The 14462-nt window shown below is 31.0% G+C and carries 15 protein-coding genes; 2 read left to right on the forward strand and 13 right to left on the reverse strand.

Translation table 11 applies throughout. The annotated features are described in order from the left end of the window. Positions 1–89: 89 nt before the first annotated feature. Together Q0945_RS00700 and Q0945_RS00705 are read right to left on the reverse strand one after the other, a co-directional pair. A complete protein-coding gene (locus tag Q0945_RS00700; RefSeq protein ID WP_299429768.1) occupies positions 90–1487 on the reverse strand; it encodes a M20/M25/M40 family metallo-hydrolase in 1398 nt (465 codons plus the stop codon). Then, complete coding sequence (locus Q0945_RS00705; protein WP_299430304.1) at positions 1477–2358, reverse strand: PPK2 family polyphosphate kinase; 882 nt, start codon at positions 2356–2358, stop codon at positions 1477–1479. The genes Q0945_RS00700 and Q0945_RS00705 overlap by 11 nt, the downstream gene beginning before the upstream one ends. Before the next feature lie 197 nt (positions 2359–2555). On the opposite strand from Q0945_RS00705, the gene Q0945_RS00710 reads away from it, so the two are divergent. Further along, complete coding sequence (locus tag Q0945_RS00710) at positions 2556–3242, forward strand: hypothetical protein (RefSeq protein ID WP_299429770.1); 687 nt, start codon at positions 2556–2558, stop codon at positions 3240–3242. Positions 3243–3248: 6 nt separating this feature from the next. On the opposite strand, the gene Q0945_RS00715 is transcribed toward Q0945_RS00710, so the two are convergent. From Q0945_RS00715 to Q0945_RS00760, 10 genes are all read right to left on the reverse strand, one after another. Continuing rightward, on the reverse strand, positions 3249–4412 hold the full coding sequence (locus Q0945_RS00715) for a sigma-54 dependent transcriptional regulator (protein ID WP_299429772.1): 1164 nt from the start codon (positions 4410–4412) through the stop codon (positions 3249–3251). A 9-nt stretch (positions 4413–4421) separates the two neighbouring features. Then, positions 4422–5246, reverse strand: a complete 825-nt coding sequence (locus Q0945_RS00720) for a DUF6268 family outer membrane beta-barrel protein (protein WP_299429774.1) — start codon at positions 5244–5246, stop codon at positions 4422–4424. Positions 5247–5335: 89 nt separating this feature from the next. After that, positions 5336–6184 carry a mechanosensitive ion channel domain-containing protein gene (locus Q0945_RS00725; RefSeq protein ID WP_299429776.1) on the reverse strand — a complete coding sequence of 283 codons (849 nt, stop codon included), beginning with the start codon at positions 6182–6184 and terminating at the stop codon, positions 5336–5338. A gap of 1 nt (position 6185) precedes the next feature. Further along, positions 6186–7514, reverse strand: a complete 1329-nt coding sequence (locus tag Q0945_RS00730; RefSeq protein ID WP_299429778.1) for an ABC transporter permease — start codon at positions 7512–7514, stop codon at positions 6186–6188. Beyond that, positions 7507–8442 carry an ATP-binding cassette domain-containing protein gene (locus tag Q0945_RS00735; protein WP_299429780.1) on the reverse strand — a complete coding sequence of 312 codons (936 nt, stop codon included), beginning with the start codon at positions 8440–8442 and terminating at the stop codon, positions 7507–7509. Before Q0945_RS00735 ends, Q0945_RS00730 begins: the two co-directional genes overlap by 8 nt. A 216-nt stretch (positions 8443–8658) precedes the next feature. After that, positions 8659–9780, reverse strand: a complete 1122-nt coding sequence (dnaJ, locus tag Q0945_RS00740) for a molecular chaperone DnaJ (RefSeq protein ID WP_299429782.1) — start codon at positions 9778–9780, stop codon at positions 8659–8661. An 8-nt stretch (positions 9781–9788) separates the two neighbouring features. Beyond that, the gene (locus Q0945_RS00745) at positions 9789–10340 is read right to left on the reverse strand and encodes a nucleotide exchange factor GrpE (protein ID WP_299429784.1); all 552 of its coding nucleotides are present in this window, start codon (positions 10338–10340) and stop codon (positions 9789–9791) included. Positions 10341–10480: 140 nt separating this feature from the next. After that, entirely contained in the window at positions 10481–11389 is a 909-nt protein-coding gene (locus Q0945_RS00750; RefSeq protein ID WP_299429786.1) for a TIGR01777 family oxidoreductase, read from the reverse strand. A gap of 89 nt (positions 11390–11478) precedes the next feature. Continuing rightward, positions 11479–12144, reverse strand: a complete 666-nt coding sequence (mnmD, locus tag Q0945_RS00755; protein WP_299429788.1) for a tRNA (5-methylaminomethyl-2-thiouridine)(34)-methyltransferase MnmD — start codon at positions 12142–12144, stop codon at positions 11479–11481. 1 nt (position 12145) lies between these two features. Then, the gene (locus Q0945_RS00760) at positions 12146–12637 is read right to left on the reverse strand and encodes a DUF4920 domain-containing protein (RefSeq protein WP_299429790.1); all 492 of its coding nucleotides are present in this window, start codon (positions 12635–12637) and stop codon (positions 12146–12148) included. A gap of 105 nt (positions 12638–12742) precedes the next feature. On the opposite strand from Q0945_RS00760, the gene Q0945_RS00765 reads away from it, so the two are divergent. Next, entirely contained in the window at positions 12743–13807 is a 1065-nt protein-coding gene (locus tag Q0945_RS00765; protein WP_299429792.1) for a branched-chain amino acid aminotransferase, read from the forward strand. Positions 13808–13853: 46 nt separating this feature from the next. Here Q0945_RS00765 and Q0945_RS00770 read toward each other — a convergent pair whose 3' ends face one another. Beyond that, a complete protein-coding gene (locus Q0945_RS00770) occupies positions 13854–14240 on the reverse strand; it encodes a nucleoside triphosphate pyrophosphohydrolase family protein (RefSeq protein WP_299429794.1) in 387 nt (128 codons plus the stop codon). Positions 14241–14462: the final 222 nt, after the last annotated feature.

The following is a 14462-nucleotide window of genomic DNA, read 5'->3' on the forward strand; positions in this document are numbered from 1 at the left end:
GAGCGGCAAAGATACTAATTTTTAAAAGTTTTTACCACGCTATTACAGCAATTACCTTAGAATCCTATTCTAAATTTTAGTTAGTAATGCTAGCCTTTAATTTTTGGCAGCATCTTTACTCCGTAAGTATCAAAAAGATAAACTAAGCTTGCCATTGTTGCTGCGCCAAGTTGTAATTCTCTTTTATTTACGTGCTCAAATGTATCATTCTCTGCATGGTGGTGGTCAAAATATCTTTGAGAATCTGGTCTTAACCCAGCCAATACTATGTTTTCATTTTTTAGAGGACCTACATCTGCACCACTTCCTCCTCGTACAAACATGTGAATTAAATATGGTTCAAATAATTTTTTCCAACTTTCTACTTGTTTAAAATTTGCATCTGAACAATCAAAAGAAAAACCTCTTGGCGTAAATCCGCCTGCATCACTTTCCAATGCAAAAACATGATTTTCCTTTTTGCTTTTTGCTACCTCAGCATATTTATTACCACCACGCAAACCGTTTTCTTCATTCATAAATAAAACTACCCGTATAGTACGTTTTGGTTTGTACCCTGTTTCCTTTAGTAAACGTAATACCTCCATACTTTGCACTACTCCAGCTCCATCATCATGAGAACCATCTCCTAAATCCCAAGAATCTAAATGGCCGCCCACTATCATAATTTCATTTGGGTAAGTGGTTCCTTTTATTTCTCCTATAACATTAAAAGATTCTACATCCTTATACTGCTTGCAATTTTGCTTAAAATAGAATTTTATATCTGGGTTAAGTTTTAAAGTTGTACTTAATAATTCTGCTCCATTGGTACTTATAGCTGCTGCAGGGACTCTATTAGTTACTGGAGTATCTCCATAACTCATAGAACCAGTATGTGGAAAATCGTCTAAACGTAAATTAACCGATCTTACAATTACGCCAACAGCTCCATATTTCCCAGCTTCTTCTGCACCGGAATAACGCTGGTCTACACAACCGGAATAAGAATGAAATGTGCTTATTAATGTTGGCTCCATTGGCCTATTATAAAAAACTATTTTTCCTTCTATATTTTCTTTCCCTAACGCTTTTAAATCTTCAATCCCTTTAACCTCTATTATATTTGCTTTTACACCTTTCTGTGCTGTAGCTACAGAACCTCCTAATGCACAAATTGGAACGTTTGTAGTTTCTCCTGGTGATGTTTCAAAATAAGCAAATTCAGGAGTACCTCTCACCCATTTTGGAACCATTACGGATTGTAACCATACCCTATCTAAACCTAAAGAGTCTAATTCTTTCTTTGTATACTCTACTGCTTTTTGTGCTTGTATAGAACCAGATAACCTTCCTCCTATTTGGTTAGAAAGATAATTAAGCCAATCGTAACCTTGCCCCTTTACTAATGAGGCATTATAAATATTTTTTAATTGTTTTTCATCTGCTGTTTGCGCATTACTAACAAATACAGAGAATAGTATTAGTATGAGAAAGTTATTTTTCATTATTTAATTGATTTTCGTAATCCTCTAAATTAGCCATTATTTTACTATCTAAAGCTGGCTCTACCACATCTTTGTATTTTTTTAACTCTTGTAATAAGATACTTGCTACAATTACCCTTGCACCTTTTTTATTATCCGCAGGTATTATATACCATGGAGCATGCTCTTTATTTGTATTAAGTATTGCTTCCTCATAACAATCCTGATAAGCATCCCATAATTTACGTTCTTTTAAGTCTCCTGGCGAAAATTTCCAATGCTTTTCCTTTATTGCTAATCTTCGTAATAACCTTTGTCTTTGTTCTTCTTTAGAAAGGTTTAAGAAAAACTTAAAAATAATAGTACCATTTTCTGCTAAATTTTTCTCAAAATCATTAATCTGCCTAAATCTTCTATCCCAAAATTCTTGATTTATATCATCTACGCTATCTATTCCTGGTATATGCTCTCCTAAAATATATTCTGGGTGAACCCTTGTTACTAAAACATTCTCATAATGCGTTCTATTAAAAACCCCAAAGGTTCCTTTTGCTGGTAATGCTATATAATGTCTCCATAAATAATTATGACTTCGTTCTAAATCTGTAGGAACCTTAAAACTATGTACTTCTACCCCGCTAACATTAAAATCTTTAAATACTTCTCTTATTAAACTGTCTTTACCAGAAGTATCCATTCCTTGCAGACAAATTAACACACTATACTTATCGTGCGCATAAAAAACATCTTGCAATTCCCCTAAATCTCTCCTAATTGATTTTAAATCCTTTTTTAATTCTTTATCTGTTACATTAAAATTTTCATAGGTATCTATATTTTTAATTGCTGTGCTTTTTTTTGCTAAATAAGTTTCTGATTTTATATTATGCATATTACTAAATTGTGTATTAGTTATTTTTTTAAAGGTAAAAAATGTTGTTTTAAATATCCTTTTATCTACTAAAACTTTCCATTTATCAGGATCAACGATATTAATTTGCATTCCATCGAAAATCTATTTCTAATGAGGTAACTATATGTATTTTTACATTGTAATAACCCAAATTTTACATTTAAACTAATTTTACTATGAAGTATTCATACTTTATTTTACTTACTATAACACTTTGCTTATTTTCTTCTTTTAAGCTTAGTAAACCATGCGAATATGCAGGTTCTAATATTGGTTTTGTAAAAACCGAAACACAAAAGGCTATTAATAAAAATGATATTAATATTGCACGCTATCATGCCTATAAAGCCATAAAGGCTATTGAAAAAACAAAAAAACAATTAAACAACTGCGGCTGTGATTATGCTGCAACTAGCATAGAAGATAGTTTTAAAGATTTAGTTTTAGCTACTAGAGCTACTACTATAAGAAGTACGCGAATATTGCTAAACCGTTCTTTAGAAAAAACAATAGGAAGTCTAGAGGCTTTAGAAAAACACGAGTTACATAATAGTGATTATGCTAGTGATGTTTTAGAAGTAAACACCCTAGATGTTAGCAAAAAAAATAAATCTTTGGCTGCTCCTAAAGGCATTTTATTAGAGAAAAAAATAGATTCTACCTTATTTGCGTATGAAAATTCTTTGCAAAAAATAATAGAAACTGTAGATTGTAAAAAAGCACTAAGCTATGCTACTCACATTTTTGAACATTGTGAGCAACAATTACTTAAACCTAATTTATCTGAAGGTAAAAAATATTATAATTTACGTACTAAAGAAATTACTGCAAATGCTATAGAGCAATTAAACAATTGTAATTAGCACAGCTTATTTGCTGGCAAATAGTTTTACATCTTCTTCTGTAACCTCAATCCCTCCAAGAATAATTAAACGTTCTACAACATTTCGTAGCTCTCTAATATTCCCTGTCCAATCGTAACTTTTTAACAACTTAATAGCTTTATCTGAAAAAGTTTTAGTTGCAATACCTTGTTCCGAAGTTATTTTTTTTACAAAGTGAGATATTAATAATGGAATATCTTCCCTTCGGTCATTTAAAGCAGGAACTTTTATAAGAATTACAGCTAGTCTATGGTATAAATCTTCTCTAAAGTTACCTTCTGCTATTTCCTTTTTTAAATCCTTATTTGTTGCCGCTAATACTCTTACATCTACTTTAATATCCTTATCTGTACCAACTCTAGAAATTTTACTTTCCTGTAAAGCTCGTAATACCTTTGCCTGTGCAGACAAACTCATATCACCTATTTCGTCTAGAAAAATAGTTCCTTTATTTGCAGCTTCAAATTTACCTGCTCTATCTTTTACTGCAGAAGTAAAAGCTCCTTTTACATGGCCAAACAACTCACTTTCTATTAGTTCTGATGGTATTGCCGCACAATTTACTTCTATAAATGGTGAAGCACTTCTTGGACTTTTTTCGTGCAACCAATGTGCAACTAACTCTTTACCCGTACCATTAGAACCCGTTATTAAAACTCTTGCATCTGTAGGAGCTACTTTTTCTATCATATCTTTTATTGCAGATATTTCATCACTATCCCCAATCATTTGGTAGTTTTTACTAACTTTTTTCTTCAGTTTTTTATTTTCTACTACTAACTCTTTACGATCTAAAGCATTACGAACGGTAGTTAAAAGTCTATTTAAATCTGGCGGTTTAGAAATATAATCAAAAGCCCCTAAACGCATTGTATTAACTGCTGTATCTAAATCTCCATGACCAGATATCATGATAAAAGGAATTTCTGGTTTTATTTTTTTTGCGGCCTCTAAAACCTCAACACCATCCATTTTTGGCATTTTTATATCGCAAAGTACAAGGTCGTAATCTTTATTTTTAAGAATCTCTATGCCTCGTAAACCGTCTTCAGCCTCTTCTACTACATACCCATCATTTTCTTCTGATAATATCTTAACTAGAACTCTTCTAATAGACGATTCGTCTTCAATAACTAATATTTTTGACATATTCTTTGTTTAAATTCCTATTCTTATTCCTGTTCTAAAATACAAACCAGGCTTATTATTTAATATAAATACACTATTCCTATCTGTATCTCTTAACGATCCATTTTGTATTATACTATGTCCTCCCATAAGATATACTGAAATATCTTTAGTAATCTTATGTTGGTAGCCAATAGTTGCTAAAAAAGAAGTAGATGAAACATCTGTTGAAGTGCTATTATCATCTAACAAAATATCATTCTGAATATTTACATAATACCCATCTAAAATTAATTCCGTTTGAAAAAAATGATCCTTCTTTAGAAAATACTTTAAGCCAGTTTTTGGGACTCCTAATGTGTACGACCAGTTTTTATGAAATCTTTTTTCATAATATACAAACGGTAATGGCACTCGTACAGACGATGTATTATTATAGGACAAACCCAATACCAATCTAAATGGTTTTTCAATATCTTTTTTTTCTTTAAAAGCTCCTGCTGTTACGTTTATTTTAAAATCTTTTTTATCAAATTCTATGGAAAAATTTGAAGCCCATCTAGGGGTTACTAAACCTATAAACCTCCAATCATCATTCCATTTAAGAACATATCCAAAATTTAAATCTACCACATAAAACTTTGCTAAGGCTTCTTGGACCTGAACCGTTAATGTAGATGGTATTTCATAATCGTATTGATTATATTCTGCTCCTACAACTAGCACATCTTTTTTTAATACTTTAATAGGAACATTAGCTACTAATTTAATCCTAGATGTTCTATTACCAACATCAGTCTTAGGTAATAGCATATACTCTACTCTAAAAACATCTGGAGTTTGTGAATAGCTCAAAAAATGAAAAATAAAAAAAATAAAAAAATAAAAAACCTTATTCATATACTACTCTACTTCATTAATCTATGCAAAACACGCTATTACTTTTAATTCTTTGTTATAATATGAATATCTCTTTGCGGAAAAGGGATACTTATATTATTCTCCTTAAATTTAGTATTTATTCCATACCTAACCTTACTTTTTAAGCCTGGCGCATTAAAACTATCTTTAATGTAAAAATGGACAGAAAATAATAATGCACTATCCCCAAAATCCTCAAATTGTACAAAAGGCTTAGGACTATTTAATAAAGATTTTTCTTCCGTTACAACTTCTAATAAAAGCTTTGTCACCAAATCCACATCACTACCATAAGAAACTCCCACTTTCACCATTTCTCTAGTAGTTTTATGATTTTGCGTATAATTATAAATACTATCCGTTAAAAATTTATGATTAGGAATTACAATTACTTTATCATCTCGTGTTAAGGCTCTTGTAGTACGTAATCGTATTTCAAAAACCCGCCCAACTTTATTTTCCACTTCTATAATATCTCCTACGTGCAAAGATTGATCCAAAATGATTAAAATTCCAGAAATTATATCTTGAAAAAGATATTGTAATGCAAAACCTAACCCAACAAACAGTGCTGCAGAGGCAGTTAATAATACTGTTAAGTTAATACCAGAAGAGTGTAATATGGTAAGAACTGTCATTATATAAAAAAGGTACTTTAAGAACCCAAAAATACTCTGAAACTTATTTTGGTCTTCTTCTGGAAGTTTTACCGTTACTAACTTGTGAATTAATTTAAGTAAATAGGTAACAATAATTATTGCAATTACAATAGTTAATAATGTACTTATTGTAATATGTCCACTATCACTAGAATAAATTTCTAATGCTAAAAAATCTTTTATTCCGCTAAAGAAATCTACTAACTTATCCATTCTAATATTTTAACCAATTAAATATTTCTTTGTAGGTAGGTTTTTTACCGTACATTAAAATACCAACTCTGTATATTTTAGATGCCAGCCATACAATCCCAATAAAAGTTATTATTAATAGCAATATAGATGTTAATAACTGCCACAAAGGCACGCCCCCTTCTCCTATACCACTTGGCAATCTCATTAACATAACAATAGGGGATGTTAATGGGAAAATTGAAAAACCTACAGCAATAGGGCCATGAGGGTTACTAAAGACCGAGAAAAAACCAACATAAATAGCCAACATTAAAGGTAATATAATTGGAAATATAAATTGTTGCGTATCCGTCTCATTATCTACTGCAGCACCGATAGCTGCATATATAGAACTGTAAATTAAATACCCTAAAAGAAAATATATTATAAAAAAAGAAATCAACGTAAACCAGGGTATATCTAATAATTCTTGAGCGTATACTTGCATAGTTTGATCTACAGTTGGTATTGCTGTATTTATACTTGCGGCTAATTCTGCTCCGTTTTGTAAAGCAGAAAACTCAATGTCTAAAAAAAACAAAGCTATTAACATTAATAGAGACCCTAGTAGTATCCAAATTATGAATTGCGTTATTCCTGCTAAAGATGTTCCAAGAATTTTACCTAACATTAATTGAAAAGGCTTTACGGATGAAATAATAATTTCTATAATCCTACTTGTTTTCTCTTCAATTACACTTCGCATAACAAAACCACCATAGATTATAATAAACATCATTATAAGGTACCCAAAAGCCCCTCCTATAACTGCCTTAATCTCATTAATTCCTTTTACGTTTTGTTTGCCATTAAAAGTAGCTGTATTAATAGCGTAATTAACTTTTAAAGCAGAAAAGTCTTTTGTAGACACTCCCAGATTTTGCAATCTCTTTTCTCTTAGTCTATCCCGAAAAACAAGCTCTAAACGGCTAATTAAACTTGTATTTGGAGATTTTTCGCTATAAAAAAAAGACCTCGCAACTACTTGTTCTAAATTAGACTCTTTAGGTATATACAACAAGCCCGAATACCCCATTTTTAATGTAGAGTCCTTAGCTGCCTCTAAATTAATTTCGTTAAAATGAATAAAAGAAGTTCCTTCTGTAGTTAAAAACTCATTAGAAAAATAATCACTTTCATTTAATAGCGCTACAATACTTTTTTCATTATCATTAATCTTAGTTAAATAAGCTATTAAAACCCCCATTCCTACCATGAGAATAGGGCTTAAAAACGTCATAACAACAAAAGATTTATTACGCACTTTTGCTATATATTCTCTTTTAATTATTAAAAATAATTTATTCATTATTATTTTTACTTTGAACAGTTTTTATAAAAATTTCATTTGCAGAAGGTATTGTTTCTACAAAACTGTTTATGTTTCCTTTTGATGCTAAATAAGATAGTATTTCCCCAGTCTCCTTCCCTGGAAACTGCATTGTAAAATCTAACTGTTGTTCAACTGTGTTATAGTCTGACGCACTAATTTTAAATTTACCAGATAATTCTCCCAATAAAGCTTCTCCATTAAGAACCTGCATTCCTATTTTATAAACATTATTTTTATATGCTTTTTTAATATCGGATAGTTTGCCGTCTAATATTTTTTGTGATTTGTGTATTAGAGCAATATATTCACACAATTCTTCTACGGACTCCATTCTATGCGTAGAAAAAATAATAGAAGTACCTTTTTCTTTTAGTTTTAAAATTTCATCTTTTATAATGTTTGCATTTATAGGATCAAAACCACTAAAAGGTTCGTCAAAAATAAGTAGTTTAGGCTCATGCAGTACAGTTACAATAAATTGTATTTTTTGTGCCATTCCTTTAGATAATTCTTGTATTTTTTTATCCCACCAATTACCTATTTCTAAACGCTCAAACCAGAATTTAAGTCTCTTTTTAGCCTCAGACTTAGACAAACCTTTTAGTTGCGCTAAATATAATGCTTGCTCCCCTACCTTCATGCTTTTATACAAACCTCTTTCTTCTGGCAAGTATCCTATCTGAGCAATATGTTCTGCTTTTAGTTTTTCACCATCAAAAAAAACACTTCCTTTATCTGGGTGTGTAATTTGATTTATTATACGTATAAGTGTAGTTTTTCCTGCTCCATTTGGACCAAGAAGCCCGTAAATACTATTTCTAGGAATTTCTAAGGAAACATTATGTAAAGCAATATGTTTTCCAAAATGTTTGGTAACCTCTTTAGTAACCAAAATATTATTCATGTAAGCCTTTTTACCAAAGATATATAATTGCTTTAAACCGTATTCTTTTTTATGATTTTTTGTTAAAAGTTTAAGAGAATTTGCGCTAAAAAAGAAACCCACCCTTAAAATAAATTCAAGGATGGGAAAAAAATTGCTATGAAAAAGAAAATTTATATTGACAAAATCAATATATCTCAAATATACGTTTTTTTAATTAAGGATAATAAAACGCAGTTAGGAGAACATATCCTTGACTTTTTCAAAAAAAGATTTATCGGATTTTTCTGGCTTAGGCTCAAAATTATCATTGTTCCTCATACGCTCAAAAAACTCTTTCTGTTCTTTATTTAACTCTTTTGGAGTCCATACATTTACATGTACTAACAAATCTCCACTACCATACCCATTAATACTAGATATTCCTTTACCTCGTAAGCGTAAAATTTTACCAGATTGTATTCCTGCTTCTAATTTAATGCGTACTTGACCACCTACAGCATCTATCTCTTTAGAGGTTCCTAATACTGCTTCTGAAATACTTATGTATAAATCGTAGTGTAAATTATCTCCTTCTCTCTTTAAAGTATCATGATCTATAGTTTCTATAGCTACTAATAAATCTCCTGGCACACCATTTCCTGGTGCATCATTTCCTTTTCCTGTAACTTTTAACTGCATTCCTTCTTCTACTCCTGCAGGAATAGCAATAGAAACTGTTTCCTCATCTACTATTAAACCTTGCGCATCTGCTCCGCTTGGTTTTTTATCTATTATTTGTCCGCTACCTCCACAAGTACTACAAGCCGCAGAAGTTTGCATTCTTCCTAAAATGGTGTTTTGTATTTTAGTTACTTGTCCACGTCCTCCACAAGTTCCACAAGTTTTATAAGTAACTCCTTCTGCTTGTTTTTTTCTTCGAACTTTAACTTTTTTCTCTACACCATTAGCTACTTCTTCTAAAGTAAGTTTAACACGGATTCTAAGGTTGCTTCCCTTTACTCTACGTTGGCCGCCTCCACCGCCAAAACCGCCAAAACCACCAAAACCTCCGCCGCCAAAAATGTCTCCAAATTGACTAAAGATATCATCCATATTCATACCACCACCGAAGCCGCCACCTCCTCCGGCACCACCTTCAAAAGCAGCATGACCAAATTGATCATATCTCGCTTTTTTATCTGCATCACTTAATACCTCATAAGCCTCTGCAGATTTCTTAAATAATTCTTCTGCCTTAGCGTCACCAGGGTTTTTATCTGGGTGATGTTGTATTGCTTTTTTACGGTAGGCCTTTTTTATTTCTGCCGCAGTAGCATTTTTAGTCACCCCTAATATGTCGTAATAATCTTCTTTCATACCTTTATTTAGTTACCAACAACAACTTTTGGATGACGTATAATCTTATCTCCAAGAGTAAACCCCTTTTCAATAACATCAATAATTTTTCCTTTTAACTTTTTCTCTGGAGCTGGTATTTGGGTAATTGCTTCATGCATTTCTGCATCAAAAGCATCACCTTTTTTAACATCCATTGCATTTAAGCCTTTAGATTTTAAAGTTTCTTTTAACTTTCCGCTAATTAGCTCTACTCCTTTAAAGGTTTCTTTATCATCAGACTTAGAAAGTTCATTTAAAGCTCTATCAAAATCATCTAAAACAGGTAATAAAGAAACAAGTACTTCTTGCCCAGCCGTTTTAAACAAATCCATACGCTCTTTAGAGGTTCTTTTTTTATAATTTTCGAACTCTGCAAAAAGACGTAAAAACTTATCTTTTTCTTTAGATAAATCTTCTTTTAATTGCTCCTCTACAGAAATTTCTTCCTGCGCCACTTCTTGCTCTTCTTGTTCTATAGTATTTTCTTGTGCTTCAGAAACAGAATTTTCTAATTCTTCTTCTTTACTTTTGTTACTCATTTTAAGTCACTTTTTATATGCAATTTTTAAAAAAGCAAAAGTACTGCCAATTCTTTAAAAATGTCAAAATGTCACGCAACTTTCTATAAATATATAATTGAAGACAAAAAGAAGAAGTTATGTCTTAAAGTTTTAAATTTCTATGAAGTAATTTTTTCTAATGCTAAACACACATTAGAATATTTAAAAACAAAGCCTTCTTTTTCTATTTTTTTACTACTAACTCGCTGACTAACAAATAATAAATAAGCCATTTTTCCTAGTACCAAATACATAATAAATTTTGGAACATTGGGTAAGAAAATTGGTTTTTTTAAAACACTTGCTATTTTACTTACCAATTTAGTATTTGAAACAGGATTAGGCCCTACTCCATTATACACTCCTTTTAATTTATTTTTACTAATAAAAAGAAAAATACGAGCCAAATCGGTAACATGAATCCAAGATTGCCATTGCTTACCTGTCCCTAATGCAGAACCTAAATAATATTTTACTGGCTTAATTAACATTGGTAATGCGCCGCCATTTTTAGCCATTACTAGACCTATCCTAACTTTAGACACACTAAAATTATACCCTTTAAACGCATCCACTTCTTTTTCCCAGAGATTAACAACTTTACCAAGAAAACTCTCATCTACCGCTTTTTCTTTTTCTGTATAGAAATTTGTTATAGAATTTGGGTAAATACCTATTGCAGAAGCAGATACAAAAGACGTTATTAAACTAGTATCTACTTTATCTAATCCTAAACGTAAAGTTTTTAGCGAATTTAGTCTACTCTCTAGAATTTCCTTTTTATTATTGCTTGTCCATTTTTTTACAATAGAACTACCTGCTAAATTTATAATTGCCGTAACCTCATTAAAACAGGAAATATCTATCTCGTTATAAGATGGATTCCAGTAAAAGCCATTATAGCCTTCTTTAGCAACTATTTTTTGTTTTGAAGTTGTTAGATAGTTTACCGCAATAGAATTTTCAAGACATTGTTTAACAATCTCCTTACCTACCAATCCTGTTGCTCCTGTAATTAAAACTTTCATATTCTAAAGGTATATAGTTTTAATTACTATCTAGGTAATTTTAATTTGGTTTTAACAATAAACATAAGAATATTTAGTGTACTATGTTTTTAAAGTTTCTTTTGAGCTCTTAGCATTTCTCTTTTTCCCGGAGGGCCAGGCAACCTTTCTACCACAAAGCCTACAGATTGCATTGCTCTCCTAACACTTCCCTTAGCAGAATAGGTTACTAAATACCCATCTTCTTTTAGAGAATCATACATAATTTTAAAAATTTCTTCAGTCCACAACTCTGGTTGTACACGAGCACCAAAAGCATCAAAATAAATTAAATTAAAAGCATTTGTATTTTTAATTTCTGAAAAATCCTTTTGTTCTTTTAATAAACTAAAATCATCAGAAATTTGAACTGTAACACCCCATTCCGAAGTATGCATTTTATTAAAAAACAATTTTTCTTTAGTTGCATTTAACTCTTCTAAATAATTTAAAGACTGTAATTCCTCTAAAGAAACCGGATACCTCTCTACCCCTGTATAATTAACTTTTAAATTCGTTTTTTTAGACTCAATATTCGTAATTAAAGCATTTAAACCTGTGCCAAAACCAATCTCTAAAATAGTTATTTCACTATTAGAAAATAATGATAACCCGTTTTTTATAAAAACATGGTAAGCCTCTTGTATTGCTCCATGTTTAGAGTGGTATTGCTCATTCCATTCTGGAATATGAATAGTCTTAGAGCCGTCTCCTGTAATAATTATTTCTCTCTTCAAATTATTTTTTTAGTAAAACTCCATTGGCTATAAAGCTATATGTTTTCTTAGCTGTAGTAATTTTAGCTATTTCCTCTTTAGACTCCCCAGCATCTAAAGCATAATGCTGTTGCTCTTTAACACTCGTTTCCTTAACAAACGCTAAGCCATTAACAATTACTTCTTTTCCTGTAATATCTTTAGGAACAAAAAAACTATACTCTTTAAAACGAATCATTGCCTCTTGGTTATCACCTAAATCTAATTTCATCCAACACCCTTTTACCTTACAAACATCTGTAACTATAGCAGAAAACTTTAATGCCAACGTATCATTAGTATTAATTTCTTGAAATTTATTTAAAGCATAAGAACTTGTAACTACTTTTTCAGAATCTATCTTATCCCCAAAAAAATCATAATCATAAGTGCTATTTTTATCTATTATTGCGTCTTGCGCAGCAGCAGAAAAAAACACTAAGAATAAGACAAACAATATGTTAATTCTATTCATATTTATTAAAATTCAATTTTAATACTACAAAACTGATTATTTTTAAATAAAAAAGGAAGCCTAAATGGTAAAATTTTCTATTTTTATTCTTTAATTCTTATTCCAATGAACATTACAGAACAAAAAATTTCGATTGAGAAAGTAAAGCAATCCAAAATTAATCAAGTAGATTTTGATAATTTATCCTTTGGGAGTGTATTCGCTGATCATATGTTGGTCTGTGATTATAAAAATGGAAAATGGGAAGCACCTAAGGTAATCCCTTACCAGCCCATTGTTTTAGACCCTTCTTCAAAAATATTCCATTACGGACAATCTATTTTTGAAGGTATGAAGGCTTATAAAGATGCAAATAATGACACCTGGTTATTTAGGCCATTAGAAAACCAGAAAAGACTTAATGTTTCTGCTAAGCGTATGGCTATTCCAGAAATACCGGAAGATTATTTTATGGAAGGTTTAAAAACGCTTCTAAAAGTAGATGAACAATGGATTCCTAAAAACGAAGGAAGTTCCTTATATATTAGACCATTTATTTTTGCAACGGGTCAAGGTTTTCATGCTTCCCCTGCAAATGAATATAAGTTTATTATTTCTTGCGCTCCTTCTGGTGCATATTTTTCTGGAAAAGTGAAAGTATTAATAGAAGAAAAATATTCTAGATCTGCAAATGGTGGTGTTGGTTTTGCTAAAGCTGGTGGTAACTATGCTGGGCAATTTTACCCAACACAATTAGCAGTTGCTAAAGGCTACAATCAAGTAATTTGGACTGATGACAATACGCATGAGTACATAGAGGAAGCTGGAGCAATGAATATCTTTATTCGTATTAATGACACCCTCATTACTGGACCAACAAGTGATAGAATTTTAGATGGTATTACTAGAAAAAGTATTTTAGAAATAGCTAAAGACGAAAACATTAAAACTGAAGTTAGAAAAATAACTGTTGCGGAAGTTATAGCTGCCGCTAAAGATGGTTCTCTTAAAGAAATGTTTGGAGCAGGTACTGCTGCAGTAATTTCTCCTATTGCTACTTTTGGCTATAGAGATGTAGATTATGATTTGCCAGAAAATGAAGATAGTATGGCAACTAAATTAAAAAAACGTATTACAGACATACAATATAACAAAGCCGAAGACCCTTTTGGATGGCGTTATAAAGTTTAATTATTACAATAATATTCAAAAAAAGGGAGCTTAATGGCTCCCTTTTTTAATTTTCAAGAATTTCTTTAATATTGGGTTTAAAATAATTTGGCCCTTTAAGCACTTTACCGTCTTCTCTATATATAGGTTTACCATCCGCACCAAGCTTACTCATATTACTTCTTTGAATTTCTTCAAAGACCTCTTCAATCTTATATTGCATGCCGTGCTCTAAAATAGTTCCACATAATATATATAACATATCCCCTAAAGCATCAGCTACTTCCACCATATCATTATTACTAGCAGCTTCTAAATATTCTTTATTTTCTTCGTCCATTAAATTAAAACGAAGTAAATTTTTTGCTTCTCCTAAGTCTGCCTTATTTTCATGTAGTATACCCAAACCAAAAGATTTGTGAAATAACTCTACTGCAGCAATTTTATCTTTCATATTTTTATTTTATAGTTTTCCCTTAGATTTGTGTAAAAATATAAAAATATGTTTAGTACAGGGCAACTTGTTTTTGCAGCTCTTTTTGCAGTATCTTTTATTGCTATAATTGCTTTTTCCTACATAAAAGACAAAAATTTACACGCCAAAAACTACAAAGGCGTTAAATGGGTAGCTATAACCTTTGCCATATTCTTAGTAATACTTTTCTGTATTAAGTTT

Origin of the sequence: uncultured Maribacter sp. (genome assembly GCF_947500405.1) — a bacterium.
Taxonomy (GTDB): Bacteria; Bacteroidota; Bacteroidia; order Flavobacteriales; family Flavobacteriaceae; genus Maribacter_B.